Below are 25,304 nucleotides of genomic sequence, written 5' to 3' on the forward strand. Positions count from 1 at the left end.
TGACGAATGAGCGATTCCGACGAAAACGAGGCCGCCGTGACGTGGACCGCGGAGGTGAGCGGCCTGCGCGGGCTTCCGACGCGAGTCGCGTTCAACGGCGTCGATTTCGGCCGCGTGTTGTGGTGGTCCCTGTTCGCCGTCGTGCCCGTCGCCCTGTTGATTGTCGGCGTGTTCGTCGGAGACCGCGGTCTGTTCTCGTACTCCGTGTACGCCGCAGTGGTGCTGACCGCAACCCTACAGCTTTCCGAGCGGTTCATCCGCACGAGCGTCACACTCGACGACGACGCCGGCGAACTCGAAAGCACCTACCACATGGGCGACCCCTCGCTGTTTCGGAGCGACGAGGACGTGACTACCTCGCTCTCGGACGTCGAATCCGCCCGGCTCGTGACGCTCGGCGACCGGACCGCGGCCCGGTTGTACTACGAGAAGTCGTTCGTCAACAAGCCCTCGATGTTTCTCGTTTCGGACGGAGTCAAAGCCCGATTTCGCGAGGGACTTCGACGACACGACGTTTCTATTTCCGCGGATTCGACGCCGAAATCGGTCGATTGGGTGTGGGTCCGGTTCGCCGTGACCGCCCTCTTTTTCGGGGCGATTCCGCTCGGCACCGTCTTCGTCTGGCCCGTCAGTTCGGTGCCCTTCCTGTTGGCCGTGTTCGGACACGCCGTCTTCGTACTGCGACAGGGATGGTGACCGTGAGTTGGGATAGACTCAAGGGAGAAGCGACAGCAAGTCGAGGAGCGTCTGCTTCACCCGTTCGTTCGAGACCGCGTGGCCGACCGCGAACATGAGACAGACCACGACCCCGACCGCGGCCGACGCGAGGACGCCCGAATCGGACGGGTCGAACGCGTAGGTGATTCCAGCCGCGACGATACCACTCAGAACGACGAACAGCCAGTTTCGCCACGGCGACCACCGACTCGAATCCATTCGACTAGTCCGTCGGTTGTCAGGAACAAAACGTTTGTCACCGGGGGCGCTCGCTCGGAAGCCGCGCCCGGTGACACCGGCGTCACCTGCTTTCGGTCACGTCGCCGAGAAGGTATATAGATTCGACGCGTAGGTGCGCACGTAATGAAAGTCGGCTCCGAGACGAAACTCTACAAGGCGGAGCGAACCGACGTCTCCCAGGACCAGGGGAAGTTCCGGACCTACTTCAACTTCCCCGGTCGCGCCCTCCCGGACCACGCGGACCACGGCTACGGACCGCTCGCGACCATCGTCGAGTCGTTCATGGACCCCGACACCCACATCGCGATGCATCCCCACCGCGACGAGGAAATCATCTCGTGGGTGCCCGCGGGCGTGATGCGCCACGGCGACCAAGACGGCAACGACCTCGTCACCGACGCCGACCACCTGATGGTGATGAACGCGGGCGAGACGTTCTGGCACGAGGAGTTCACCCGCGCGGACGACCCGCCGCTACGGATGCTCCAGATGTTCGTCCGGCCCCACAGTCTCGGGCTGGAGCCGAACATCCAACACGAACCCATCGACGCCCCCGTCGAGGGCGAGTGGCGACACCTGTTCGGTCCCGAGGGCACCGATGCACCGCTTTTCGTCCGAAACGAGGTCGACCTCTTCGACCTCCGCCTCGACGCCGGGTCGAGCGCCGACCTCCCCGAAATCGAGGGCCGCGACGCGTACTTCTACGTGTTCGACGGCGCGGTCGAGGCCGCCGGCACGCGCTTCGGGAAGACCGAAAGCGGCCTGCTCGTCGATGACGCCGGCCTGACGCTCACCGCCGACGAGGACGCTACCGTCGTCGCCTTCTTGGTCGACCCCGACGCGCCCGTCACACGACAGGGAACCATCGGTCGCTGACCGCGGTCCCGACGCGCCGACCCGTCCCCGCCGCGAAGCGCCGCCACCCAACACACTCTCCAACACCCCGCCCAACTCGATGCTCACAGACACCGCCGGAATCCACCACGTCACGGGAATCGTCCGCGACGCGCAGGCGAACGTCGACTTCTACGCGACGACGCTCGGCCTGCGCCTCGTCAAGCAGACGGTGAACCTCAACGAGAAGTTCACGCGCCACCTGTTTTACGGCGACGAGGCCGGGTCGCCCGGGACGGCCCTGACGTTCTTCCCGTACCCTGCCGAGGAGCCGGGACGCCCCGGAACGCCGCAGATTCGGACCGCGTCGCTGGTGATTCCCTCCGAGGCCGTCGACTACTGGACCGACCGCCTCGCCGACCGCGGCATCGAAGTCGACGGCCCGTTCGAGCGGTTCGACGAGACGGTCATCCGGTTTTCCGACCCCGACGGCACCGACCTCGAACTCGTCACCGGCGAGTCGCCGGTCGACCCGTGGGCCGACGGTCCGGTCCCCGCCGAGCGCGCGGTTCGCGGCATCCACGGCGTCACGCTCCACTCGACGAACCCCTTCGTAACCGCCAGCGTGCTCGACACGCTCGGGTTCGACCTCGTGGCGCAGGAGGGTGACCGCGTCCGCTACCGAGCGCCGGGCGACCGGGCGACCGTCGTGGACCTCCTCGACCGGGACGGGGAGTTCGGTCGCGAAGGCGCGGGAAGCATCCATCACGTCGCGGTTCGCGTCGATGACGAAGCCCAGCTGTACGAGTGGCACGACCTGTTCCGCGAGCGCGGCTACGACGTGTCGCGGGTGAAAGACAGACACGTGTTCCAGTCGCTGTACGTCCGCGAACCGGGCGGTATCCTGTTCGAACTCGCGACCGACGGTCCCGGTCTGACGTTCGATGTCGACCCGGAGACGCTCGGGGAGTCGCTATACCTCCCGCCGTGGCTGGAGGAGGACCGAGAGATGATACAGAACCAACTGCGCCCGCTGGACCTGCCGGCTGGCGTTGGAGGCGACAACGGGGACGACGGAGACGACGGAGACGATGGGGGCGACGGCGACGAGGGCACCGCGGGCGGTGGACCCAGTAGCGACGGCGGGTCGAACTGATGGCTCCCCGTCCGACCACGCCCCGGTCCGCGACCGACCCCCACGAGGGACAGGAGATTGCGACGGCCGGCGCGCCGCCGCAGGTCGCCGACGCGGCCGTTATCATGCTCCACGGCCGCGGGTCGAAAGCGCGGTACGCTCTCACGCTCGTCGACGAATTCCTCCACCGGGGCGTGATGTACCTCGCGCCGCAGGCCGCCGGAAGTTCGTGGTATCCCGCCCCGTCCGCCAGTCCCATCGAGCGAAACGAACCGTGGCTCTCCTCCGCGCTCGGCCGGGTATCAGCCGCGCTCGATATCGCCACCGACGCCGGGATTCCCCCCGAGCGCGTCGTCTTTTTCGGGTTCTCGCAGGGCGCGTGCCTCGCCGCCGAGTTCGCGCTTCGAAACCCCCGCCGGTACGGCGGCCTCGTTTCCCTTTCGGGGAGCCTCCTCGGCCCCGACCTCGGGAGCCGGCCCGCCGGCGACGACGGCAATGGCGACCACGACGGTCACGGCAGCGACGCCGACCTCGGTGGCACGCCGGTTTTCTTCGGAAGCGGCCGCGACGACCCCCGCGTCGAGGCCGACCGCGTCGAGGCGTCGGCCCGCGTCTTCGCGGAGCTCGGCGCCGACGCGACGAGTCGGCTGTACGAGGGACTGGGCCACGCAATCAACGACGACGAAATCCGGGTCATCGACTCGTTCATCGAGCGACTCGACTGACGCGCGCTGCGATCGTTTTCGGAGTTACGGGTCGATAGCCGCGCGGCTACGCGGTGGTCGTGCCGTCGAAGAAAAACGGGGCGGAAGGAGCGAGAAAACGTGGTCGGCCGGGCCGACCGGGCCGACCGGGGTCGCCGCTCAGACCTCGTCGATGAGGGAGCCGAAGACGGACTCGGCGTCCGCGGGCACGTCGAAGTCGTGGTAGTGCTCGCCTTTCTCCTTCGAGAGGATGTTGAGGGCGGCGGCCGCGCCGTCGCCGGCGGAGATGACGGCCTGCCACTCCTCGGCGCGGACCATCGCGCCCGTGGCGTAGGCGTCCTCGACGCTCGTCTCCATCGTCACGTCCACGTCGACGAGTTCGTCGTCGAACGCGCAGCCGAGGGACTCCGCGAGGTCGCGGTTCGCGCCCGTGGCGAGCACGACGTAGTCGGCTTCGTACTCGTCGTCGTCGGTCGCGACCACGAAGCCGCCGTCGGCCTCGTTCACGTCGGTGACCTCCTCGCCCTGATGGCGCTCCGCGTCGAAGTGGTCGACCTGCGTGCGGAGCGTCTCCATGAAGTTCGAGCCGTCGACGGAGCCGACGCCGGGGTAGTTGAACAGGTGCGCCTTGTGCATCCACGTCTTGTCGGTGTCGAAGACCGTCGTGGAGAGCCCGTTCTTCGCGGCGAAGAGGGCGGTTGTCAGACCAGCGGGACCGCCGCCGATGACGATTACGTCTGCCATGTTCCATGCACTAGCGCACTCGATAAAGAAACCCGGTAAAGCGGATATTTTGTATTCCTCTCGGTTCTGAATTCCCCTCACTCTTCGTGTCCCGGTTCGCGTGCCCTCGGCTATGGACCGCGACCGACTCCTCGCCGTCGCCCCGCCTCTCGCGGCGGGCATCTGGGGCGGGATGTACGTCGTCGCCAAGTGGGGATTTCAGTCGATATCACCGCTGGCGCTCGCGTTCCTCAGAATCGCACTCGGTGCGGGGTTCTCTACGTCGGGGTCCTCCTCGTGAACACGGACTGACACGGCGGCTACTCGTCTAACTGCGACTCGGCGAACGAGACGGCGAACTGGTCGCGCATCTCGCGGCGAAGCATCTCGCTCATCACCTCGTAGACGACCGGTTGCGGGTACTTCTCCAGCAGCGCGGCGAGTTCGACGGCGCAGTCGGACTTCAGGGCGGCGAATTCGGCGGTCCACGGTGGGTTGCTCATTACCCGCACATCCGCTCCCGCGTAGTTATGAATTTTGATTGAAACAAACTGAGACAATCGGCAGCCACTGTCGCGTCACTCGCCCAAAAATGTGCCGTGCGTTCGACGGGAGGGTGCCGGTTTGGCGGGGCGAACTCGCCTCGCCGGATGCCCTCGGTTGGGCACCCTCTCACGGTAACCTGTGGTCGCGCGGGAAGCGCGTGGTTCGGCTGCGCTACGCTGCGTTACTCGAAGAGTTCGACGGCCTGGTCGTAGCGGGCGGCGGGTTCGTCCCAGTCGACGACCTCGAAGAACGCGGAGACGAAGTCCCCGCGGGCCGGGCCGTAGTCGTGGTAGTACGAGTGCTCCCAGACGTCCAGCGCGAGAATCGGGTGGGAGCCCCAGAGCGCGCCCTGGTCGTGCTTGTCGACGACGACGTTCCGAAGCTGGTTCGAGAACGAGTCGTACACCAGAAGCGCCCAGCCGCCGGCTGCGCCGGCCGCCGCTTCGAATTCGCCCTTCCACGCCTCGTAGGAACCGAAGTCCTCCGCGATGCGCTCTGCGAGCGCGCCCGAGGGCTCGTCGCCGCCTTCCGGCGACATGTTCTGCCAGAACAGGTCGTGCAGAATGTGTCCCGAGCCGTTGTGGGTGACGTTGCGGAGCGCGCCGGCGGACGAGCCGAACTCGCCTGCTTCGCGGTTCTCTGCGAGGGTTTCTTCGGCCGCGTTCCAGCCGTTGACGTAGCCCTGGTGGTGGGTGTCGTGATGCCACGTCAGCACCTGTTCGGAGATGTGGGGCTCAAGCGCGTCGTACTCGTACGGGAGGGGGTCAAGTTCGTAGTCTGACATTGGTGTTCGCAGTTAGACCGAGGGACCGAACACATATGTACGTTCGCTGAACGCGATTTACGTAGTAGATATGATATGTATGGGTGCAAACACTCTCGGGCGCTCACTCACGCCTCGGCACCAACTCTGGCGTCGTCGAGTTCGGCCTGCACCGCGCCCCACGACACCGGCGGTTCGAACGCGGCCAGCGTCGCCTCGAACGACTCGATTCGCGCCCCGTACTCGTCGGTCCACGACGGTCGGGCGAGTCCGTCGAGGCGCTCGCGAAGTCGCTCGACGCGAGCGCCGTGTTCGTCGAGGTCGGCGGCGGCCTCGTCGAGACCGTCAGTCGCCGCGTCCGACTCGGGGGCCAACTCCCGCAAGTCGTCGAGTTCGGCCCGCACGTCCTCGACCAACAGGGCGGAGACGCGGGCGCGGAGCGCGGCGTTGCACCACTCGGTTGCGCGGTCGTCGCCAGCGTCCTCGGCGGCGTCGGCGCTGTCTTCGGAACTCTCCGCGTCGGCGACGGCCTCGACCCGGCCGTCGAGTCCGTCGAGCGACTGTTCGAGGGCCGCCAAATCGCCGTCGAGTCCGCGCACGCGAACGTCGTGGTTCGAGAGCCATCGTTCGAACTCCTCGACGTCAAGTTGTATGTCGTCCGCGTGCGCGGTGAGCGCCTGCGCCTCGGACGCGACCTCGCGGAGTCCGAGCACGATGTCGTAGACGGACCGAGGGTCGTCGCGCCAGTCGGAGAGTCCCTGTAACTCCTCGCCGAGCGATTCGACCCGCTCGGTCGCGTTCGTAACCTTCGCCTCGAACACGTCGAGACGGGACCGGACGGCACCGACGGCCGCGTCGTCGCCGGCGGCCTCGCGGGCGTCGTCGAGGTCGATAGACGCGAGTTCGACGCGCGTCTCCGCGGTCGACAGAATCATCGACGTGTCCGTGACCGCCGAATCGACGCCGTCGGCCGTCACCGCACCGTCTTCGGTCACGTGACTGAGTACCGTCCGAACGGTGTCGGGGTCCCGGGACTCGTCCGCGTCCACGACGCGGTCGGCCGCGTCAGATTTAGACAGACCGACGATACGTTCGGAGTCCATGTTTCGGTCCTGCTGGGCCATCGTGCGTACGTATCTCGGCACCCGTTATATTTTCTGTCGTCTCGATTACGTTCGTGTATATAGTTCTCCGTACTGATGTGTGCGCTAATATCGAACTATTTCGTCTCTTAGTGTTACGTGTAACTCTGATAGAACTAAAGTGGTATTATAAACGCATTTTATTTAAAACCGGGTCTGACCACGTGATGGCGCAAGATTCCAAGAAGTTGGCAGGCAGCGTATCACGTCGGCAGTTCCTCGTCGCTTCGAGCGCGGCGGGCGTCGCGGGGCTCGCCGGTTGTTCGGGGCAGTCGAGTTCCGAGACCGACGCGCCGGCGACCGAAGAAGCGGAGACGGACGCTCCCGAGACCACGACCTCGACTCCCGAGGAGACGAGCGAATCGAGCGAATCGAGCGCGCCGCAGATGCTCACCGCCGAGGGCTCCTCGACGGTGTACCCCATCGCGAACAAGGGAAGCTCCTACTGGAACTCCAACGCGCCGCCGAGCGACGGCGAGTACTGGGGTTCGAACGACGAATCTACCGTCCCCGGCTGGGACGAACTCGGCGCACCGGACATGCGTCTGGCCGACTACTTCGCGTCCCTCTACGGCTTCGAGCCGACCGAGACGCAGGCGAACCCGGCGTTCGCAACGTCCATCGGCCTAAGCCACTCCGGGACGGGCTGTAAGTCCGTCCGCGACGGTCTCGTCGACATCGGTAACTCGTCGGGTCCGATCACGGCGGAACTCGGCATCAGCGAGTCCGAAGCAGAGGAGAACTACGTGGACCACGTCCTCGGCCGCGACGGTCAGCCCGTCGTCGTCTCGAAGGACGTCTACGACGCGGGCGTGACGGAACTCACCGGCGAAGAAGTCCGCCAAATCTACCAGGACGAAATCACCAACTGGAGCGAAGTCGGCGGCCACGACCAGGAAATCTACGTGGTCGGCCGCGCGGAAGGCTCCGGGACGGACACCTCCTTCCGCCTCAACATGCTCGGCAGCGCCGACGCCTCGATGGAGGGCGTCGACACCCGGAAGGGCCAGAACCAGCAGGTCGCGACCGTCGTCCAGCAGAACGACGGTGCCATCGCGTACATGGCCCTCGCGTTCACCGGCCCGGAGGTCCAGCCCATCGGCATCGAATTCGAGGGCACGCTCTACGCGCCGGACAAGAGCGCGGAGCACACCATCTTCGACAGCGACTACCCGCTGAACCGCGACCTCCACCAGTACACGACCGTCACGGAGGACACCCCGAGCGGGACGGACATGCGCGAAGCCGCGTTCATGAACATGTTCCTGACCACGTTCGGTCAGAAGCTGTTCGTCGAGGACAACAACTACATCCCACTGCCTGACAAGGACCTTCAGGCCGAGAAAGACAAGCTTCCGAGCCAAGCGTAACGCGGCTCGGACGCGGTAGCGGTTCCTGAACCTCGTTCTTTCCATTCATCGACGCTCCAATCATGAACGTACTTCCAAACTCCGACGGTGCCGGCCTCCGAGCGGCGGCTCGGCGAGGGCTCCGGCGCGGTCGCGACTTCGTTGACGAGACGCCGCCGGACGCGCTCGTCACGGTCACGGTCGCGGCGGTGTCGCTCCTCGCGGCGTTCGCGGGCTTTCTGGCCGTCTCGTCGCTGACGGCCGTCCCGTTCGCGGTGTTCCTCGTCGCGACGGGGTACGGCTGGCTCAGACACCAAGAATTGACAGCGCGCGTGCTCACGCTGACGACGACGGTCTCGACCATCCTCGTCCTCGGGCTCATCCTCGTCTTCATCTTCGCGGAGGCGTGGCCGACCGTGCAGTACGCGACCGTGAACGTCTTCGGCGTGCCGATTCCGGGCCTGCGGCTCTTCATCGAGACGCGCTGGAGTCCGGTGACGCCGCCGATTCGGTACTCGCTCGTCCCGATGATTCACGGGACGGTGCTCGTCACCATCATCGCGACGGCCGTCGCCGCGCCGCTGGGCGTGGCCGCGGCGCTCTTCCTCAGCGAAATCGCGCCGCGGACCGTCCGCGAGGTCGTCAAGCCGGGCGTCGAGATTCTGGCGGGTATCCCATCCATCGTCTACGGCTTCATCGGCTTTACCATCCTCAGCCCGTGGGCGGCCGACCAGTTCGACATCGTCGGACAGGGAACCTACCTTTTCGTCGGTATCGTCGTCGGGCTGATGGCGCTGCCGACGGTCGTCTCGGTCGCGGAGGACGCGCTCAACAGCGTCCCCGAGGCGATGAAAAGCGGGTCGCTCGCCCTCGGCACGACCGACTGGCAGACGATGACCTCCATCACGCTGCCGGCGGCGTTCTCGGGCGTCTCGGCCGCGGTCCTCCTCGGCGTGGGCCGCGCCATCGGCGAGACGATGGCGGCGACCGTGATGCTCCGCGGCAGTCCGGCGCTCACGAAGCCGCTGTACAACGTCTTCTACGGTAACGACACGCTCACGTCGCTCATCGCGGCGAACTACGGCGACGCCGACGGCCTCCAGCTCTCGGCGCTGTTCGTCGCGGGCGTCATCCTGTTCGTCACGGTGCTGTTCCTCAGCATCGGCTCGCAGTACATCGAGGCGCGCATGCGCCGGAAGCTCGGAGGTGCCGACTGATGGCGAGTGCGACCGACACCGCGCTCGTCAGCGAGGACACCTCCGAGACCGAGGCGGTCGCCGCCGGCGCGGTGGGACTGGCGGCGGTGCTGTTCGCCCTCTCGCTCGCGTCGGCGTTCGAACTCGTGACCATCACCGACCCCGTCGCGGGCGTGCCGGTGGTCGCGCTCCTCGGCGGGCTGTTGGTCCTCCTCGGACTCGCCGTCGTCGGCTTCGGCGTCGGCTCCCGACTCGGCTACGTCGCCACCAACCCCAGACCGACCGCCGGACTGGTCGCCTCGGTGGCGTTCGCGCTCATCTGGCTCGTCGTCGGCGGGCTCGTCGCCTCGCAGACGCTCGGCCTCGGGACGGTCGGGTGGGTCGTCGCGTCGCTCGTCACCGGCGGGGTCGCGTTCGCGGCGAGCGCACTCCCCCGCGAGGACATCGGTTCGACGCTCCCCGCCGGCGCGCTCGCCGCGTTCGCCGGCGTCGTCTTCCTCACCGGCGTCATCGGCCCGTCGTGGGTCTGGGACCTCGGGTGGGAACAGCAGGCGTCGTTCAACGCCGAGTTCACGATTCCGGTCCTGACGGCGTTCTGTTCCCTGCTCGTCGGCTGGGCCGCCGCGAAGGCCTACGGCGGGTTCGGCGCGCGCGGCCGCCACGTCGGCGCGTACGTCCTCGTCTACCTGAACGCCATCTCCATCATCGCGCTGCTGTTCCTCCTCGTCGCGTTCACCGTCCTGAAGGGCCTGCCGGGGCTGTTCAAGGGCCTCGCGCTCGGCGCGGGTGCGGGCCCCGAAGTGACGCTCGGCGGCGTGACGTTCTCGCTGCCCCTCTCGTGGCCGTTCGTGATGAACGGCGTCGCACTCCTCAACGACGTGAACGGGGTCCTTCCGGCCATCGCGGGCACGATTTGGCTCGTCGTCGGGGCGGTGCTGTTCGCCGTCCCGCTGGGCGTCGGCGCGGCCGTCTTCATCACCGAGTACGCCGACCGCGGGCGCTTCACGCAGGTCGTCGAAATCGCGACCAACGGTCTGTGGAGCACGCCCAGCATCGTCTTCGGGCTGTTCGGACTGGCGTTCCTCGTCCCGCGGCTCGGCAACCGGAAGTCGCTGCTGGCGGGGATGCTCACGCTCGGCTTCATGCTCCTCCCGCTCGTCGTCATCACGAGCCGGGAGTCGATGCTGGCGGTCCCCGACGAGTACCGCGACGCGAGCGCGGCCCTCGGCGTCACGAAGTGGCAGACCGTTCGGAGCATCGTCCTCCCGGCGGCGCTCCCGGGCATCGTCACGGGTATCATCCTCGGGGTCGGTCGCATCGCCGGCGAGACCGCGCCGATTCTCCTGACGATGTCGGGGAGCGTCGCCCCGCCGGGGAGTCAGACGGTCGACGTGGTCGGCGGCTTCCAGTTCTCGCTTTCGCCGCCGTTCGTGACCAATCCCGAACTGATGCGGGCGACCTCGGCGCTGCCGTATCAGCTCTACTCGCTTATCACCGCGGGCGTCGGGGAGTCGTCGAACATCAGCGCCATCGACGAGTTCCGGTGGGCGACGGCGCTCATCCTGCTCGTGGTCGTCTTAGGCTTCTACGCGGTCGGCATCGCGACGCGGTACTACTTCCGGAGTAAACTTCAGCACGAGTAACCATGAGTGAAACCAGACAGACGGCGGACGACGGACAGACGACGACCGACGGACAGACGACGACCGACGGACAGACGACGACCGACGGACAGACGACGACCGACGGACAGACGACGACGGACAGCGAACTCGCCGGCGGCGCGAGCGCGAGCCCCGGCACCGACCAGCCGCTCGAAGTCACGAGCGGCGAGACGCGCGAGCGGACCCGCGAGGAGTGGGTCGAACACGAGTTCGAGGGCGACGCGAAGCTCTCGGTCTCCGACCTCGACGTCTACTACGGCGACGACCACGCGCTGAAGGGCGTCTCCATGGAGATTCCCGAAAACAGCGTCACGGCGCTCATCGGCCCCTCTGGCTGCGGGAAATCGACGTTCCTGCGGTGTCTCAACCGGATGAACGACCGCATCAAGGCCGCGCGCATCGACGGCTCGGTCCGGCTCGAAGGCGAGGAAATCTACCAGGAGGGCGTCAACCTCGTGGAACTGCGCAAGCGCGTCGGCATGGTGTTCCAGTCACCGAACCCGTTCCCGAAGAGCATCGCGGACAACATCTCCTACGGGCCGCGGAAGCACGGCGACCTCGACACCGGTCTGCTCGCCAACCTGCTCGGCCGGAGCGACGACGACGCGGTCGACGAACTCGTCGAACGCTCCCTGCGGCAGGCGGCGCTGTGGGACGAAGTGAACGACCGCCTCGACGACAACGCGCTCGGGCTCTCCGGCGGCCAGCAACAGCGGCTCTGCATCGCCCGCGCGCTGGCGACCGACCCCGAGGTGCTCCTCATGGACGAGCCCGCGTCGGCGCTCGACCCCATCGCGACCTCGAAAATCGAGGACCTCGTCCACGACCTTGCGGAGGAGTACACGGTCGTCATCGTCACCCACAACATGCAGCAGGCGGCGCGCATCTCGGATCAGACCGCTGTCTTCCTCACCGGCGGCGAACTCGTCGAGTACGGCGACACCGACCAGGTGTTCGAGGACCCACAGAGCCAGCGCGTCGAGGACTACATCAGCGGTAAGTTCGGGTAACGGTCGGACTCGACCCCGACCCGAGCCGACGCCGACCCATGCCGAGCGTCCCCGCGCTGACGACGCCGACTTCGACGTCCCGACGTGACGACGGTTCTCGACGACCTGCGGCCGTCGAAGCCGGACAGTCGGCGGCGACGCTCGCGTTTCGTCAGTCGAATCACCCGCCGAGGCGGGGGCGGCGTCACCGCGGAACTGGCAAGCAGACAACACGATTTCAGACACGCCAACACAATGGAGACACGCAAGATACAGCAGGTCAGCAACGGGACGTTCACCGTCTCGCTCCCCCGAGAGTGGGCGGACGGCGAGGGCATCACCGCCGGCACCGTCGTCAACCTCCACACGCACCTCGACGGGATGCTCGTCATACAGGCACCCGAGTGCGAGGACGACGCGTCGATGCAGTTCACGGTGACCGTCGGCGGCGGTGACGGGGACGGTGGGGACGGCGGAGACGATTCCGCCGGTGACGGCCTCGAACAGACGCTCCGGGCGGCCTACGCCGCCGGGTCGAAACAGGTCGTCGTCGAGGCGGACGGGACGTTCGACGCCGCGCAGCGACAGGCCGTCAGACGGGTCGCCCGCAACCTCGTCGGCGTGACCATCACGGAGGAGTCGGACACGTCCGTCACGGTGCGGAACGTCCTCGACGCGAACGAGGTCTCCATCCGCCAGTCGGTCCGACAACTCCAGTTCGTCGCCGTCTCGATGCACCGCGACGCGACCGCCGCGCTCACCGGGGCCGCCCCCCTCGACGGGTTCGCGGAGCGCGACGACCGCGCCGACCGCCTCTTTGCGATGGTCGACCGGCACTTCACCCGCGGGCTCGACCGCCTCGACGAGGTGGACGCCCTCGGCGAGACGCGCCCGGAGCTGTTCCGCCTCCACACCGCGGCCCGCGAGTTAGAGCGCGTGGCCGACCAGGCCGAGCGAATCGCCGCCGTCGCGTCGGCGGTCCCTGACCCGCTGCCCCCCGCGGTCGCCGACGAGGTGTCCGAACTCGTCGAGGTCGTCCCCGAGGCGCTCGACGACGCGGTGCAAGTCGCGCTCGACGGCGACGACCCCGACGCGGCACGGGAAGCGCTGACCGTCCGAGACCGGGTCCGCGAGGGCGTCGGAAAGGTCGAGCGACGGCTGTTCGAGGAGGCGGACCCGGACGTCGACGTTGACTACCGACTCGCCCACGCGCTCCACGCGCTCGAACGGACGGCCGAACACGTCGGCAACGTCGCTGAGGTCGGTCTCCGGACCGCGGTCCGTACGCACAACATGGACGAGCGACCGACCCGCGAGAACGGGAGCGAAAGCGAGTCCGCGGAACACTCCCAGAGCGCCTGACGTACGCGACGGGGAAGGACCGACGGGCGTCGGCAGATTCGGGGGACTCACCGTAGATGGCGATATCTGAGCGTTCGGGTGCTCGTCGGTAACTCGTCACAGGGTATTTGACAGTCCGCCAAGCTGACCGTACTCGACAGGCTCGATGGCAAACATGAGTTGACGGGCGGACCGCTTATTCCTCTCTCGGCGGGACGAGATTCGTCAGGACGCGGTCACCGAACAGGACGACGAGCGCCGCGCCGACGAGGTTAAACAGGAGGTCGAGCGCGGTGTCGGTTCGGCCGTAGGAGACGAGCACGGGGTCGATACCGAGCGCGTCGGCCCCGCGGTGGATGGCGTACTCCGCGAGTTCCCAGAGCACGCCGGCGCAGACGACAACCGCGAGCACGCGGGTCGCGGGGTCGCGGCCGCGGCGACGCGACAGCACGTGGACGACCCCGCCGAGAATCGTCGCGGAGTGGGTGTGAGTGAGATGGTCCCACCACCACACGTCGTCGTAAGGACCGAGCATCCCGACCGAGTGGGTCAGCATGGCCGACTCGACGTAGACGCGCTGCCACGGGCGAAACTCGACGCCGACCAGTCGCTCGAAGGCGTCGGGGAGGTACGTGCCAGCGAGCGCGAACGCGGCGTTCACCATCGCCGCGGGGTTGCGGCGGCGGAGCCCGGTCAGAAACACGACGACGATTGCGTATCTGATTCCGTCGTCCGGTCGCCGCCGTCCCGTCGAATCGCTCGTTTCGGTCACGGTCGTTCTCATCGGGACTGTCGTCGGCATCGGGGAAAAACGTTGACAGCCGGACGGCGGTCGGGCGCAGACAGGTCGCCGGTCGCTGACGGGTCGCCGGTTTCAGACGACGGACGAGAGCGCGTCCATCACGCGGTCGACTTTCTCAACGTCGGCGTTGTAGCCCATGTGACCGACCCGGAGGATATCGTCTGCGAGGCCGGCGAGCCCGGTCGCGAGGACGATGTCGTGTTCCGATTCGAGTTCGGCTTGGACGCGTTTCGCCTCGCCGGGGAGGTGGAACGCCGTCACCGTCGGAGAACTGCGCTCGGCGTCGGCGTAGAGGTCGAGTCCGAGGTCGGCCCCGCGCTCGCGGCAGTGGGCGGCGGCCTCCTCGTGGCGCTCGTAGACGGCGTCGAGCCCCTCTTCGAGGAGCATCGACAGCGACTCGTCGAGGGCGGCGACGTTCGCGCCGAGGTGGGTGTACGGGAAGCCCTCGCTCGTGTCGCGCCACGGGAGGAGGTTCGTGTAGAGGGAGTCGGGGTCGCGCTCCTCGACGACCTCCCACGCGCGGTCGCTGACGGCGGCCGTGGTGAGGCCCGGCGGCGAACTGAACGCCTTCTGGGACGCGCCGAGGTTGATGTCGATGTGTTCGCTCGGGACGGGCGTGCCGCCGAGCGAGGAGACGGCGTCGACGATGGTCAACACGCCGTGGTCTGAGAGCAGTTCGAGCACCGGCGCGATGTCGTTGAGCGTGCCCGTCGGCGTCTCGCAGTGGACCAGCGTGGCGACCTCGAACTCGCCCTCGTCGAGCGCGGCTTCGACGCCAGCGAGGTCGAGCGAGTCGGTGTAGTCGGCACCGACGACCGTCGGGTCGCCGCCGTAGCCCTCGACGAAGTCAGCGAAGCCGTCGCCGTAGAGGCCGTTCGAAACGCAGAGTGCGTCGTCGCCGGGGGCGACCGTCGAGGCGATGGCGGCTTCGAGGCCGAGGATGCCCTCGCCGCCCATGACGACCACGTCGTCGTCGGTGTCGTAGACGCGCCCGAGTTTCTCGCAGACGCCGTCGTAGGTGTCGAAGAACGACTGCTCGATGTCGGGGTTCGGCATCGGCTCGCTCATCCGGTCGCGGACCCGCGGCGGGACGGCCGTGGGACCGGGTGTCATCAGCATGACTCCCCGTTACGGACAGAGCGTCTTAGCAGTACGGCATCCGCGGCGAGCGTCCGACCGCGTCGGCAGCGATACCCGACCGGCGGCCGGCGAACGCGACCGCCCGCGCCGGCGGCGGACGGGAAGGCACAAAAGCGCCCTCGCCGTCAGCCACGTGTATGGGCAAACTCTCACCTGCGGACCTCGACCGCTACGTCTTCTCGCGGACGGGGACCCCCAACGACGACCTGCTCGTCGGGGCCGGCTACGGCGAGGACGCCGCCGCCGTCGCCACCGGCGAGGGGACGATGGTCGTCAGCACCGACCCCATCTCGCTCGCCGCCGAGCGCATCGGCACGCTCGGCGTCGCCATCGCCAGCAACGACGTGGCCGCCTGCGGGGGCGTCCCCGAGTGGCTCGTGAGCACCGTCCTCCTTCCCGAACCGGACGTGGACCTCCTCGACGACATCACCGCCCAACTCGACGCGGAGGCCCGGCGACTCGGCATCAGCATCGTCGGCGGCCACACCGAGACGGTTTCCGGCCTCTCGCGGCCGCTCCTCTCGCTCACCTGCATGGGGCCGACCGACCGCTACGTCCCGACGAGCGGCGCGGAGCCCGGCGACGCGGTGATTCTCACCAAGGGGGCCGGAATCGAGGGTACGGCCGTCCTCGCCACCGACTTCCGCGTCGACCTCGATGCCGCCGGTGTCGACGGCGCGGCCATCGACCGCGCCGCGGGCTTCTTCGACGACATCAGCGTCCTCCCCGAGTCGGCGGTGCTCGCGTCCGCCGCGACCGCGATGCACGACCCGACCGAGGGCGGCGTCCTCAACGGACTGGTCGAACTCGCCTGCGCCTCCGGCGTCCGAATCGAGGTCGCCGCAGACGACGTGGCCGTCCGCCCCGAGACGCGGGCGCTCTGCGATGCGATGGGCGTCGACCCGATGCGGACTCTCGGCTCCGGCGCGCTCCTCGCGGCGGTTCCCGAAGACGAGGCCGACGACGCGCTCGCCGCGCTCGAACGCGAGGGTATCGAGGCGACGGTGGTCGGAACCGTCGAATCGGCGGGCGACGGCGCGGGTTCGAACGCGGGCGCGGACTCGACCGCGCCGGCCGCGGGCGTCGTCTACGACGGGACGCACTACGCCGACGGCGTCGAAGACGATATGTACGACCTCTGGAACTGAGGCGAACGCGAGCCGGCGACCCGCGCCGTCGGCGGCGACCCGACCCGGCTCGACCCAACACAACTTTGACTACTGAAATTCCACTTGGAGATATGACTGCCGAACGTCCGTCTCGACTCGCGAGCGACCCGCCGGAAGTCCCGTCCGCGACCCGGACCGCGGTGACCAGATGAGAGGCGTCGTCGTCGCCGGTACGGCCTCCGGCGTCGGGAAGACGGTCACGACGCTCGCGGTGTGCCGCGCGCTCGAACGCGAGGGCTACGCGGTCCAACCGGCCAAGGCCGGCCCCGACTTCATCGACCCCTCGCACCACGCCGCCGTCGTCGGCAAGCCCTCGCGGAGTCTCGACCCGTGGCTCGAAGGCGAAGCCGGCATGCGCCGGACCTACGCCCGCGGCGAGGGCGACATCTGCGTCGTCGAGGGCATGATGGGCCTGTACGACGGCGACACCTCGACCGCGCGCGTCGCCGCCCTCCTCGACCTCCCCGTCGTCCTCGTCGCGGACGCGAGAGCCGGGATGCAGAGCGTCGCGGCGACCGCCTACGGCTTCCGAACCTACGCGGACCGCATGGACATCGACGCCGACGTGGCCGGCGTCGTCGCCTCCCGCGCCCACGGCGGCCGCCACGCCGAGGGCATCCGCGACGCGCTCCCCGAGGAACTGCCGTATCTCGGTCGCATCCCGCCGAGCGACGACCTCGAAATTCCGGAGCGCCACCTCGGCCTCCACCTCGGCGACGAGGCCCCGCTGTCCGACGCGGCGCTCGACGCCGCGGCCGACGGGATTCGCGCCGACGCGCTCGCTGAAGTGGCGCGGGAACCCGGCTGGGACACCGAGGAGTTCGAAGTTGGCGTTCGGGCCGAGGCGGCCCAAGCGACGGATTCCGACGGCCCGACGGTCGCCGTCGCCCGCGACGAGGCGTTCTGCTTCGTCTACCCCTCGACCCTCGACAGACTGGACTCGCTCGGCGCAGTCTCGTACTTCTCGCCGGTCGCCGGCGACGACCTCCCCGACTGCGACGGCGTCTACCTCCCCGGCGGCTACCCCGAGCGGTTCGCCGCGGAACTCGCGTCGTCGCCGACGCTTCCGGCGCTTTCCGACCGCGCCGCCGACGGCCTGCCGGTGTTCGGCGAGTGCGGCGGGCTGATGGCGCTTTCCGAGTCGCTGACGACGACCGACGGCGACACCCACGAGATGGCCGGCATCCTCCCCGCGGACGTGACGATGCAAGACCGGTATCAGGCGCTCGACCACGTGGAACTCCGCGCGACCGACGGGACGCTGACCGCCGACGCGGGCGAGACGCTCCGCGGCCACGAGTTCCACTACTCCTCGGCGGACCCGGCGACGGACGCCCGGTTCGCCTTCGACGTGGAGCGCGGGACCGGCATCGACGGCCGCGAGGGACTCACCGAGTACCGAACCCTCGGCACCTACGCGCACGTTCACCCAGAAAGCGGGGCGTTCGACCGCTTCGTCTCGCGGCTGACGGACTGAGCGCGGCGAACCCCGATATACGACGCCGCGACAAGCACCGACCGACGACCGACTACGACACCGACTTCGAACCCATCACAATGACAGACGCACCCGACGGAACCCCCGAGACAGGCGACGAGACCACCCCTGACGCGGTCCGGGCGAACACGCCCGGCCGCGGCGTCCGCCCCGAGGCGGCCGCCATCGAACCCGCCGCGCCCGACGACTTCGGCCTCGTGCAGGTGTGGTGGGGCGACGGCAAGGGCAAGACTACGGCCGCGATGGGGATGGGCTTTCGCGCCGCCGGCCACGGCTACCGCGTCCACATGCTCCAGTTCCTGAAGGGCGGCGCGGACTCCGTCGAGGCCGTCCGCGGGGAGTACAACGCCATCGGCGCGATGCCCGGCTTTACCTTCGAGAACCTCGGCCACTACGGCTGGGCCGGCATGGCCGACGGGAGCGACGACGCCGACCACGAGGCGCAGGTCGCCGCCGGCCTCGACCGGGCGCGCGAACTCGTCGACGCCGCGGCCGACGCCGACCTCTCGAAACCGCTCGCCCTCGACGGCCCGCCCGAGGATGGCGTCCACTTCCTCATCATCGACGAACTCCTCTACGCCGTGGCGATGGGACTGCTCGACGAGGCCGACGTGCTCGACCTCGTGGAGCGCAAGCCCGAGAACCTCGAACTCGTGTTGACCGGAAGCCACGAGGAGCCGACCTACCTCTCCGACGCCGCGGACCTCGTGACCAACGTCCGAAAGGAGAAACACCCCATCGACGCCGGCCAGCGCGCGAGAAAAGGGACCGAGTACTGAGAGCGTCGGCGGGGCCGACGTAGCGCCGTCTCAGAGCCGCCGGGCGATATCCAGCGCCTCGTCGGTCGGCACCGGGTCGTCCAGCGCCCGCAGCGTCTCGACGAGCGCCGCGACCCGCGATGCGTCGGGGTCGTCGTCGCCGGCGCGCTCCAAGAGCCGCCGTGCCGCGCCGGTCCCGCTCTGCGGGCCGAAGTAGAGCGTCCGCGACCCGCCGAAGACGGCCGGGTCGAACGGCTCGAACGTCGCCGGGTCGTCGAGCATCGCCGCGGTGTGAAGTCCGGACTCGTGAGAGAACACGTCCGCGCCGAGCACCGATTTCTCCGCCGGCACCGACTCGTCGAGCGCCGTCAGCACGTCGTTCGCCCGGGGGATGAGCGTCGAGGGGTCGAGCACGGGGGGGTTCACGGCGCGGCTCGTCTCGGCCGCGACGACGAACTCCTCGACGGGGACGTTGCCGGCGCGCTCACCGATGCCGGCGACCGACACGTCCACCTTCTGCACGTCGTGGGCGACCGCCGTGAGCGCGTTGGCCGTGGCGACGCCGAGGTCGTCGTGGAAGTGAACGCCGAGGCGGGTCGGGTCGGTGTCGAGGTCGTGGAGGAACGACGAGACCTCGAACGGCGTCTTCGAGCCCACGGTGTCCGCGATAGTGAGGTACGTCGCGTCTATCGAGTCGAACAGGCCGTCGAGGAACGCGGGGTCCGTCCGGAAGCCGTCCATCGCGGTGAAGTGGACCTCCAGCCCGGTCTCGGTCGCGGCGTCAATCGTCTCGCCGACGAGCGAGCGCAGTTCGTCTTCGCTCTTTCCGAGCAGTTCGGTCCGCTGTCGCTCGCTGGTCGGCGCGAACACGTCGATGACGTCGACGCCGGCGTCGACCGCGGCCTCGACGTCTTTCGGGACGGCGCGGGCGATGCCCGTCAGTTTCGTCTCCACGTCGACCGCGTCGCAGACCTCGCCGGTCTGCGCGCCCGCAATGGGGAAGCCGACCTGCACGTAATCGACGCCGAGGTCGTCGAGGGCGCGCACGGCCGCGACTTTCTGTCCCGTCGTGTAGGACGCGCCGGGGCGCTGTTCGCCCTCGCGGCAGGTCACGTCGAGGAGGACCGGCTCCGCGGCGGCCATTCAGACCCCTCCCGCGCGCCGGAGCGCGTCGATGTCGGCGTCGTCGTAGCCGAGCGACGAGAGGATGGCCTCGGTGTGCTCGCCGAGCTTCGGTGGGTCGGTCGAGTCGGGGCGGTCGAAGCCGCTTGCGACGACGGGGAACCGCGGGACGCTGACCGACCGCGAGGTTCCCTCGGCGGTCTCGACCTCGGTGAAGAAGTCGGTCGCCCGCAAGTGAGGGTCCGCCGCGACCTCGTCCATTGAGTTCACCTTGGCGACGGGGACGCCGACCTCGCGCAGTCCGGCGACGAGGTCGGCGGCGGGGAGCGTCTCGCACTCGGCGCGGAGCAGGTCCATGAGTTCGTCGAGGTTCTCCCGGCGGTCCGGGAGCGTGTCGAACCGGTCGTCCTCGTGGAGGTCGAGGCCGAGCGCCTCGCAGAGCGCCGTCCACTGGCGCTCGCCGGAGGGGCCGATGAACACCCACTCGTCGTCGGCCGTCTCGAACACGTCGTAGGGTGCCCAGTTGGGGTGCGACGCGCCCATCGGCCCCGGCACGTCGTCGTACGCCTCGGTGTACGCGAGCCAGTAGCCCATCATCGAGACGGTGGACTCGAACAGCGGCGCGGTCACCTTCGACCCCTCGCCGGTCCGGTCGCGGCGGTAGAGCGCCCCGAGGACCGCTATCGCGCCGTAGAACGACGCGGCCATGTCTGCGATGCTCGTGCCCGACCGGACCGGGGGCATCCCCTCGTGGCCGGTGACGCTCATCAGCCCGGACAGCGCCTCGGCGATGGGGTCGAGCGCGGGGTACGACTCGTAGGGACCGGGGTTGAACCCCTTGATGGAGCAGTAGACGAGGTCCGGATGCGTCTCTCGCAACTGCTCGTAGCCGATGCCGAGTCGCTCGGCGGTCCCCGGCGCGTAGTTCTCGACGACCACGTCGGTCTCGTCGAGCAGGTCGAAGAACGCGTCGAGCGCCGCGTCGGACTTGAGGTCGAGCGTGAGGCTCCGCTTGTCCCGGTTGACGTAGTTGAACGAGCTGTTTCCGACCGGCGACGACCCGCGGATGAGGTCGCCGCCCTCCGGGTGTTCGACCTTGATGACGTCCGCGCCGAGGTCGGCGAGGAGCATCGAGCAGAACGGCCCGGCGATGATGTGGCCGAGTTCGAGGACGCGCACGCCGTCGAGCGGGAGGCCGGACGACGCCGATGCGGTCGCAGAGCCGGTCGCGTCCGCGGCAGTTTCGGTGCTTTCGGCGCTATTGGCGCGCTCGGCGCTGTCGCCGCTCATGGAGTGACGCCCCCCGCGCCCGCCGGCGACGACGAGCGCTCACTGGCGCGTTCGGAGCCGAAAAGTATGGTCTCGCCGTCCTCACCGAAGACGAACGCGTCTTCGAGGTCGAACGACACGTCGAGTCGGTCGCCCGCCACCGCGTCGTCAACGGCGTCGCTCACCACGTCGAAGGGGGTGCCGTCTTCGAGGCGGCCGTGGACCACGGATTCGGTCCCGAGCGTCTCGACGACCTCCACGTCGACCGAGAGCCGACACGCCCCGGCGGAGCCCACGTCGAGGTACTGCGGCCTGATGCCGAGCCTGACGCGGCCGGCGGTCGGGGCGTCGACGCCGGCCGGAAGCGAAAGCTCGAACCCGGGGCCAACGAGCGCGGTTCCGCCGTCTCCGGCCTCGACCGCGCAGTCGACGACGTTGGTCGAGGGCATGCCGATGAACTGCGCGACGTACTCCGAGTTCGGGTAGTCGAACAGCCGTTTCGGCGGGTCGACCTGCGCGAGTTCGCCGTCGCGCAGGAGGACCACCTGGTCGCTCATCGTCATCGCCTCGGTCTGGTCGTGGGTGACGTAGACGACCGTCGTGTCGAGCTCCTGGTGGAGTCGCTGAATCTCGACGCGGAGGTCGGATTTGAGCTTCGCGTCGAGGTCGGACATCGGCTCGTCCAGAAGCAGCACGTCGGGGTCCTGCACGAACGCGCCGCCGAGGGCGACGCGCTGTTGTTGGCCGCCGGAGAGTTCGGCGGGCATCTTCTCCAACTGCGCCTCGATTTGGAGGACTTCGGCGGCCTCGTCGATGCGCTCGTCGCGTTCCGCCTTCGGAACGCCGTGAATCTTCAGGCCGTAGCCGATGTTCTCGCGGACCGACATGTGCGGGTAGAGCGCGATGGACTGGAACACCATCGAGACGTTTCGCTCCTGCGGCGGGAGGTCGGTCACGTCCTCGTCACCGAACGAGACGGTGCCCGAGGTGGGCGTCTCCAGCCCGGCCAACATGCGCAGAGTCGTCGTCTTCCCGCAGCCCGAGGGGCCGACGAAGGTCGTAAACGAGCCTTCGGGGATGTCGAGGCTGAGGTCGTCGACGGCGACGTGCGTGTTTCCGAGGGTGCGAAACTCCTTTCTGACGGTGTCGAGGTGGATGCTAGTTGCCATTATTCGAGGCCTCCAACGCTGAAGCCCTGGAGGAGGTATCGTTGCAGGAACAGTGCGATGAGGAACGGCGGAATCGAGATGAGAAGCGAGACGGCCATCGTCTCGCCCCAGCCGATGCTGACGCGGTCCAAGAACAGCGACGCGCCGACGGTGATGGTGTACATCTCGTCGCGGCTCATCACGACGCGCGCCATGGTGAAGTCGTTCCACGCGACGGCGAACGCGAAGATGGCCGCGGAGATGTAGCCGGGGCGGGCGACCGGCAGGACCACGTCTCTGACGGTGCGCCAGCGGCTCGCGCCGCGGACCCACGCGGACTCTTCGAGCGCGATGGGGACGGTCTGGAAGTACTGCCACATCAGCCAGATGCAGAACGGCGCGGAGATGGCCGTCAGCGCGAGGGTGAGCGCGAAGTGGCTGTTGAGCAGGCCGAGCGTCGAGAAGACGACGTACAGCGGGATGGCGAGGACGATGGGGCTGAACATGTACGAGAACAGCACCGCCCGCGCCGCCAGCGACTTCCCGGTGAAGTCGAAGCGCGTCAGGCCGTAGCCCGCCGCGACCGCGATGGTCGTCGAGAGGACGGTCGACCCGAGGGTGACCACGAGGCTGTTGATGAAGTACCGGACCGTGTCGGTCGACCCGAGGAGGACGAGGAAGTTCCGGAGCGACGGCTCGGTGGGCAGCAGGTTCACCCGCCCGCCGGCGAACGTCGTCGCCGGCGACTGGATGGCGATGACCACCATCACGTACACCGGGATGATGGTGAACACCGAGATGAGAAGCGCCGTCAGGTAGACGGCGATTCGCTGGAGGCGTTTCTGGGTGTCGTGGGAGACGAGGCCGCGACCGGAGGACGTCGCCATCTCACGCCACCTCCTGTTCGGGGGCGAACGCCCGGAAGTAGACCACCGCGACGCCGGCGAGGAGGAAGAACATGACGCCGGCGAGCGCCGTCGCCATACCGAAGTTCACCTCGCTGAACGCGAGTTGGTAGACGCGAATCGGGAGCGTCGTCGTCTGCTGGAGCGGGCCGCCGCGGGTCGAGAGGTAGATGATGTCGAACTTGTTGAACATCCAGATGCCCCTGACGAGGAGGATGATGAGAATCGCGCCGCGGAGGTGCGGGAAGGTGATGTCGCGGAACGCCTGCCACGTCGTCGCGCCCTCGACCCGCGCCCGCTCGTAGAGGTCGGGGTCGATGGCCTGCAAGCGCGCGAGCAGGATGAAGAAGGCGAAGCTGGCGAACTTCCAGACGCTCGTGACGACGACCGCCGGCATGGCGAACTCCAGGGTCGAGAAGAACGCGATGGGTTTGTCGATGAGCCCGGCATCGACGAGGAACTGGTTCAGAATCCCGATGTTGGGGTCGAGGATGAACTTCCACATGAAGATGACAACGAGCGTCGGCAGGAGGTACGGGAAAATCATCAGCGTCCGCAGGGCGTCGCCGCCGCGGATGCGCTGATTGATGACGAGCGCGAGCCCCAGCCCGATGACGAGGCTCAGCCCCGTCGTCGCCACCGCGTAGACGACGCTGTTCCAGAGGAAGCCCCAGAACGCGCCGTTACCGAGGAGTTCGGCGTAGTTGCCGAGGCCGACGAACTCGGGGCTCCGCACCGGCGACGCGAACAGGCTCATCCCGAGCGCGTAGACGATGGGGATGACCCAGACTACGACGAAAAACGCGAGCATCGGCACGAAACACGCCGCCAACAGGAGCGTCGTGCCGTCCACGTCGCGCTCCCGGAGGGCCGACCCGGCGGCCGCCAACCGCGATTTGAGGGCCGTACTCATTGCAACCCGCGGAGTTGCTCGGCCAGCCAGTCGACCGTCTCGTCGGGCGTGAGCCCGCCGACGAGAAGCTGGTCCGCGGCCTGTCCGAAGAGCTGTTCGCTGTACGCGTCGGCCGCGACGATGTTCGGCGCGCCGTCGTCGCCCGTCGCGAGGACGCTCGTGAAGGCGTCCCAGTTGTCGCGGACGAGATTCATCACGTCGGGATGCTGTTGGATGACCTCGTTTTCGGTCACCTCGGGCGCGTCGAGTTGTTCCCGCGTCGGCGGGAACTGGAACAGCGGCGCGGAGAGCACGAAGTCGAAGAAGCGCGACGAACTCGTGAAGAAGTCCACGAACGCCTGCGCACCTTCGGTGTTCTGGCCGTCGTTGCGGACGAGGTGGCCCTCCATGTACGCCCACCACTTGTCCTGCGCCGCCCCGCTCGGCACGGGGAACGGCATCGGACTGAGGTTCTCGACGAGGTCGGGCCGGTTGGCCTGAATCGTGAGGATGGGGAGGCCGCCGACGCTGGCGATGGCCGCGGCGTTCTCCTGTTGGAGCGCGCCGATGGCGTCGCCCCACGCCCACCCCGAGCCGTTCGGCGAGTGTTCGGCCATCGACTGGACCCACTCGAACGTCTCGACGGCCGCCTGTCGGTTGTCGTCGTCGTCGAGTCTGATCTCGATGCCGTCGGAGGGACCGCCGTAAATCTCCACGTCGTTCTGCCAGAGGTACTGCGTCATCTGGGTGTCGGCGTTGTTCGTCTGGCCCGACTGGACGACGTAACCCTCCATCGACTCGTTGGCCGACACCTCGCCGGCGGCCTCGACCCACTCGCTCCACGACGCGGGCATCTCCGAGTACACGTCGTTTCGGTACCAGCCCATGAGCGGTTCGACCATCGCGGCCGCGAAGTACGACTCGCCACCGACGGTGACCGGGTCAGGGAGGTCGTTATCTTGGACGGCCCCCGTGACCGGCGCGAGGACGCCGTCGCGCTGGAGTCGATACGCGTCCGTCGAGGTGTCGAAAAGCAGGTCCGGCGGGTTACCCGCCGCGACCATCTTCTGCATCTCGGCGTCCGAGGATGTCCCCTTCGCCGTGTAAATCATCTCGACCGTGTGGTCGGTCTCCTCCTCGAACTCGGCGATGATTTCGTCCATCACGTCCTTCGAGTCGCCCCGGTCCGAGAGGTATCGAATCGGCTCGTTGGAACCGCCGCCACCGCCGCCGCCCAGACAGCCAGCCGTCGTCACCG

At 68.1% G+C, this 25,304-nt stretch carries 26 protein-coding genes; 13 read left to right on the plus strand and 13 right to left on the minus strand.

Annotation, left to right across the window (positions count from 1 at the left end):
* Positions 1 to 6 precede the first annotated feature (6 nt).
* The gene (locus ACSR87_RS18350; RefSeq protein WP_498531632.1) at positions 7 to 696 is read left to right on the plus strand and encodes a hypothetical protein; all 690 of its coding nucleotides are present in this window, start codon (positions 7 to 9) and stop codon (positions 694 to 696) included.
* Between the two features lie 18 nt (positions 697 to 714).
* On the opposite strand, the gene ACSR87_RS18355 is transcribed toward ACSR87_RS18350, so the two are convergent.
* Entirely contained in the window at positions 715 to 936 is a 222-nt protein-coding gene (locus ACSR87_RS18355) for a hypothetical protein (RefSeq protein ID WP_498531633.1), read from the minus strand.
* Positions 937 to 1,080: 144 nt separating this feature from the next.
* Between ACSR87_RS18355 and ACSR87_RS18360 the strand changes: the two genes are divergently transcribed.
* The 3 genes from ACSR87_RS18360 (at position 1,081) to ACSR87_RS18370 (ending at position 3,651) form a co-directional block, all read left to right on the plus strand.
* Positions 1,081 to 1,833, plus strand: a complete 753-nt coding sequence (locus tag ACSR87_RS18360) for a pirin family protein (protein WP_498531634.1) — start codon at positions 1,081 to 1,083, stop codon at positions 1,831 to 1,833.
* Positions 1,834 to 1,912: 79 nt separating this feature from the next.
* Positions 1,913 to 2,947: a ring-cleaving dioxygenase gene (locus tag ACSR87_RS18365; protein WP_498531635.1), complete on the plus strand. Its 1,035-nt coding sequence runs from the start codon at positions 1,913 to 1,915 to the stop codon at positions 2,945 to 2,947.
* Entirely contained in the window at positions 2,947 to 3,651 is a 705-nt protein-coding gene (locus tag ACSR87_RS18370; protein ID WP_498531636.1) for an alpha/beta hydrolase, read from the plus strand. Before ACSR87_RS18365 ends, ACSR87_RS18370 begins: the two co-directional genes overlap by 1 nt.
* A gap of 138 nt (positions 3,652 to 3,789) precedes the next feature.
* Here the strand turns inward: ACSR87_RS18370 and ACSR87_RS18375 are convergent, their stop codons facing one another.
* Positions 3,790 to 4,374 carry an NAD(P)/FAD-dependent oxidoreductase gene (locus ACSR87_RS18375; protein WP_498531637.1) on the minus strand — a complete coding sequence of 195 codons (585 nt, stop codon included), beginning with the start codon at positions 4,372 to 4,374 and terminating at the stop codon, positions 3,790 to 3,792.
* Between the two features lie 112 nt (positions 4,375 to 4,486).
* Here ACSR87_RS18375 and ACSR87_RS18380 point away from each other — a divergent pair, with 112 nt between their 5' ends.
* Positions 4,487 to 4,654, plus strand: a complete 168-nt coding sequence (locus ACSR87_RS18380; protein WP_498531699.1) for a hypothetical protein — start codon at positions 4,487 to 4,489, stop codon at positions 4,652 to 4,654.
* 19 nt (positions 4,655 to 4,673) lie between these two features.
* Here the strand turns inward: ACSR87_RS18380 and ACSR87_RS18385 are convergent, their stop codons facing one another.
* The 3 genes from ACSR87_RS18385 to ACSR87_RS18395 form a co-directional block, all read right to left on the minus strand.
* Positions 4,674 to 4,856, minus strand: a complete 183-nt coding sequence (locus ACSR87_RS18385; protein WP_498531638.1) for a hypothetical protein — start codon at positions 4,854 to 4,856, stop codon at positions 4,674 to 4,676.
* 224 nt (positions 4,857 to 5,080) lie between these two features.
* On the minus strand, positions 5,081 to 5,683 hold the full coding sequence (gene sod / locus ACSR87_RS18390) for a superoxide dismutase [Mn] (protein WP_498531639.1): 603 nt from the start codon (positions 5,681 to 5,683) through the stop codon (positions 5,081 to 5,083).
* Positions 5,684 to 5,790: 107 nt separating this feature from the next.
* Entirely contained in the window at positions 5,791 to 6,786 is a 996-nt protein-coding gene (locus ACSR87_RS18395) for a halo transducer protein (protein WP_498531640.1), read from the minus strand.
* 185 nt (positions 6,787 to 6,971) lie between these two features.
* On the opposite strand from ACSR87_RS18395, the gene ACSR87_RS18400 reads away from it, so the two are divergent.
* The 5 genes from ACSR87_RS18400 to ACSR87_RS18420 all read left to right on the plus strand — a co-directional run bounded on the left by ACSR87_RS18400 (position 6,972) and on the right by ACSR87_RS18420 (position 13,364).
* Positions 6,972 to 8,174: a substrate-binding domain-containing protein gene (locus ACSR87_RS18400; RefSeq protein ID WP_004064480.1), complete on the plus strand. Its 1,203-nt coding sequence runs from the start codon at positions 6,972 to 6,974 to the stop codon at positions 8,172 to 8,174.
* 62 nt (positions 8,175 to 8,236) lie between these two features.
* Complete coding sequence (gene pstC, locus ACSR87_RS18405) at positions 8,237 to 9,370, plus strand: phosphate ABC transporter permease subunit PstC (RefSeq protein WP_498531641.1); 1,134 nt, start codon at positions 8,237 to 8,239, stop codon at positions 9,368 to 9,370.
* Entirely contained in the window at positions 9,370 to 10,992 is a 1,623-nt protein-coding gene (gene pstA / locus ACSR87_RS18410) for a phosphate ABC transporter permease PstA (RefSeq protein WP_498531642.1), read from the plus strand. The genes pstC and pstA overlap by 1 nt, the downstream gene beginning before the upstream one ends.
* A 2-nt stretch (positions 10,993 to 10,994) precedes the next feature.
* The gene (gene pstB, locus ACSR87_RS18415; protein ID WP_498531643.1) at positions 10,995 to 12,023 is read left to right on the plus strand and encodes a phosphate ABC transporter ATP-binding protein PstB; all 1,029 of its coding nucleotides are present in this window, start codon (positions 10,995 to 10,997) and stop codon (positions 12,021 to 12,023) included.
* 234 nt (positions 12,024 to 12,257) lie between these two features.
* The gene (locus ACSR87_RS18420) at positions 12,258 to 13,364 is read left to right on the plus strand and encodes a PhoU domain-containing protein (protein ID WP_498531644.1); all 1,107 of its coding nucleotides are present in this window, start codon (positions 12,258 to 12,260) and stop codon (positions 13,362 to 13,364) included.
* Between the two features lie 175 nt (positions 13,365 to 13,539).
* Here the strand turns inward: ACSR87_RS18420 and ACSR87_RS18425 are convergent, their stop codons facing one another.
* The gene (locus ACSR87_RS18425; RefSeq protein ID WP_498531645.1) at positions 13,540 to 14,127 is read right to left on the minus strand and encodes a DUF2238 domain-containing protein; all 588 of its coding nucleotides are present in this window, start codon (positions 14,125 to 14,127) and stop codon (positions 13,540 to 13,542) included.
* A 90-nt stretch (positions 14,128 to 14,217) separates the two neighbouring features.
* A complete protein-coding gene (locus ACSR87_RS18430; protein ID WP_498531646.1) occupies positions 14,218 to 15,264 on the minus strand; it encodes a pyridoxal-phosphate-dependent aminotransferase family protein in 1,047 nt (348 codons plus the stop codon).
* A 158-nt stretch (positions 15,265 to 15,422) separates the two neighbouring features.
* Between ACSR87_RS18430 and ACSR87_RS18435 the strand changes: the two genes are divergently transcribed.
* The 3 genes from ACSR87_RS18435 to ACSR87_RS18445 all read left to right on the plus strand — a co-directional run bounded on the left by ACSR87_RS18435 (position 15,423) and on the right by ACSR87_RS18445 (position 18,731).
* Positions 15,423 to 16,433, plus strand: coding sequence for an AIR synthase family protein (locus tag ACSR87_RS18435; protein ID WP_498531647.1), 1,011 nt, complete (start codon positions 15,423 to 15,425; stop codon positions 16,431 to 16,433).
* A 169-nt stretch (positions 16,434 to 16,602) separates the two neighbouring features.
* Entirely contained in the window at positions 16,603 to 17,931 is a 1,329-nt protein-coding gene (locus ACSR87_RS18440; protein WP_498531648.1) for a cobyrinic acid a,c-diamide synthase, read from the plus strand.
* 80 nt (positions 17,932 to 18,011) lie between these two features.
* On the plus strand, positions 18,012 to 18,731 hold the full coding sequence (locus ACSR87_RS18445) for a cob(I)yrinic acid a,c-diamide adenosyltransferase (protein WP_498531649.1): 720 nt from the start codon (positions 18,012 to 18,014) through the stop codon (positions 18,729 to 18,731).
* Between the two features lie 30 nt (positions 18,732 to 18,761).
* Here the strand turns inward: ACSR87_RS18445 and ACSR87_RS18450 are convergent, their stop codons facing one another.
* Genes ACSR87_RS18450 through ACSR87_RS18475 form a run of 6 tightly spaced genes read right to left on the minus strand, consistent with a single transcriptional unit; the run spans position 18,762 to position 25,302 of the window.
* On the minus strand, positions 18,762 to 19,853 hold the full coding sequence (locus tag ACSR87_RS18450; protein ID WP_498531650.1) for a LeuA family protein: 1,092 nt from the start codon (positions 19,851 to 19,853) through the stop codon (positions 18,762 to 18,764).
* On the minus strand, positions 19,854 to 21,122 hold the full coding sequence (locus ACSR87_RS18455) for a CaiB/BaiF CoA transferase family protein (RefSeq protein WP_498531651.1): 1,269 nt from the start codon (positions 21,120 to 21,122) through the stop codon (positions 19,854 to 19,856).
* Positions 21,119 to 22,270: an ABC transporter ATP-binding protein gene (locus tag ACSR87_RS18460; protein WP_498531652.1), complete on the minus strand. Its 1,152-nt coding sequence runs from the start codon at positions 22,268 to 22,270 to the stop codon at positions 21,119 to 21,121. The genes ACSR87_RS18455 and ACSR87_RS18460 overlap by 4 nt, the downstream gene beginning before the upstream one ends.
* Positions 22,270 to 23,136, minus strand: a complete 867-nt coding sequence (locus ACSR87_RS18465; protein ID WP_498531653.1) for a carbohydrate ABC transporter permease — start codon at positions 23,134 to 23,136, stop codon at positions 22,270 to 22,272. Before ACSR87_RS18465 ends, ACSR87_RS18460 begins: the two co-directional genes overlap by 1 nt.
* Position 23,137: 1 nt before the next feature.
* Positions 23,138 to 24,067, minus strand: coding sequence for a carbohydrate ABC transporter permease (locus ACSR87_RS18470; RefSeq protein ID WP_498531654.1), 930 nt, complete (start codon positions 24,065 to 24,067; stop codon positions 23,138 to 23,140).
* Complete coding sequence (locus ACSR87_RS18475) at positions 24,064 to 25,302, minus strand: ABC transporter substrate-binding protein (protein WP_498531695.1); 1,239 nt, start codon at positions 25,300 to 25,302, stop codon at positions 24,064 to 24,066. Before ACSR87_RS18475 ends, ACSR87_RS18470 begins: the two co-directional genes overlap by 4 nt.
* Positions 25,303 to 25,304: the final 2 nt, after the last annotated feature.

This window comes from Haloferax sp. SDI50, from assembly GCF_059802635.1.

Coding starts and splice junctions, on each gene's coding strand:
- ACSR87_RS18395 (WP_498531640.1), bottom strand. CDS start 6,786: ATGGCCCAGCAGGACCGAAACATGGACTCCGAACGTATCGTCGGTCTG.
- ACSR87_RS18355 (WP_498531633.1), bottom strand. CDS start 936: ATGGATTCGAGTCGGTGGTCGCCGTGGCGAAACTGGCTGTTCGTCGTT.
- ACSR87_RS18425 (WP_498531645.1), bottom strand. CDS start 14,127: ATGAGAACGACCGTGACCGAAACGAGCGATTCGACGGGACGGCGGCGA.
- ACSR87_RS18440 (WP_498531648.1), top strand. CDS start 16,603: ATGAGAGGCGTCGTCGTCGCCGGTACGGCCTCCGGCGTCGGGAAGACG.
- ACSR87_RS18435 (WP_498531647.1), top strand. CDS start 15,423: ATGGGCAAACTCTCACCTGCGGACCTCGACCGCTACGTCTTCTCGCGG.
- ACSR87_RS18445 (WP_498531649.1), top strand. CDS start 18,012: ATGACAGACGCACCCGACGGAACCCCCGAGACAGGCGACGAGACCACC.
- ACSR87_RS18375 (WP_498531637.1), bottom strand. CDS start 4,374: ATGGCAGACGTAATCGTCATCGGCGGCGGTCCCGCTGGTCTGACAACC.
- sod (WP_498531639.1), bottom strand. CDS start 5,683: ATGTCAGACTACGAACTTGACCCCCTCCCGTACGAGTACGACGCGCTT.
- ACSR87_RS18450 (WP_498531650.1), bottom strand. CDS start 19,853: ATGGCCGCCGCGGAGCCGGTCCTCCTCGACGTGACCTGCCGCGAGGGC.
- ACSR87_RS18420 (WP_498531644.1), top strand. CDS start 12,258: ATGGAGACACGCAAGATACAGCAGGTCAGCAACGGGACGTTCACCGTC.
- ACSR87_RS18460 (WP_498531652.1), bottom strand. CDS start 22,270: ATGGCAACTAGCATCCACCTCGACACCGTCAGAAAGGAGTTTCGCACC.
- ACSR87_RS18350 (WP_498531632.1), top strand. CDS start 7: ATGAGCGATTCCGACGAAAACGAGGCCGCCGTGACGTGGACCGCGGAG.
- ACSR87_RS18370 (WP_498531636.1), top strand. CDS start 2,947: ATGGCTCCCCGTCCGACCACGCCCCGGTCCGCGACCGACCCCCACGAG.
- pstC (WP_498531641.1), top strand. CDS start 8,237: ATGAACGTACTTCCAAACTCCGACGGTGCCGGCCTCCGAGCGGCGGCT.
- ACSR87_RS18470 (WP_498531654.1), bottom strand. CDS start 24,067: ATGAGTACGGCCCTCAAATCGCGGTTGGCGGCCGCCGGGTCGGCCCTC.
- ACSR87_RS18400 (WP_004064480.1), top strand. CDS start 6,972: ATGGCGCAAGATTCCAAGAAGTTGGCAGGCAGCGTATCACGTCGGCAG.
- ACSR87_RS18360 (WP_498531634.1), top strand. CDS start 1,081: ATGAAAGTCGGCTCCGAGACGAAACTCTACAAGGCGGAGCGAACCGAC.
- ACSR87_RS18430 (WP_498531646.1), bottom strand. CDS start 15,264: ATGCTGATGACACCCGGTCCCACGGCCGTCCCGCCGCGGGTCCGCGAC.
- ACSR87_RS18365 (WP_498531635.1), top strand. CDS start 1,913: ATGCTCACAGACACCGCCGGAATCCACCACGTCACGGGAATCGTCCGC.
- ACSR87_RS18455 (WP_498531651.1), bottom strand. CDS start 21,122: ATGAGCGGCGACAGCGCCGAGCGCGCCAATAGCGCCGAAAGCACCGAA.
- ACSR87_RS18465 (WP_498531653.1), bottom strand. CDS start 23,136: ATGGCGACGTCCTCCGGTCGCGGCCTCGTCTCCCACGACACCCAGAAA.
- pstB (WP_498531643.1), top strand. CDS start 10,995: ATGAGTGAAACCAGACAGACGGCGGACGACGGACAGACGACGACCGAC.
- ACSR87_RS18385 (WP_498531638.1), bottom strand. CDS start 4,856: ATGAGCAACCCACCGTGGACCGCCGAATTCGCCGCCCTGAAGTCCGAC.
- ACSR87_RS18380 (WP_498531699.1), top strand. CDS start 4,487: ATGGACCGCGACCGACTCCTCGCCGTCGCCCCGCCTCTCGCGGCGGGC.
- pstA (WP_498531642.1), top strand. CDS start 9,370: ATGGCGAGTGCGACCGACACCGCGCTCGTCAGCGAGGACACCTCCGAG.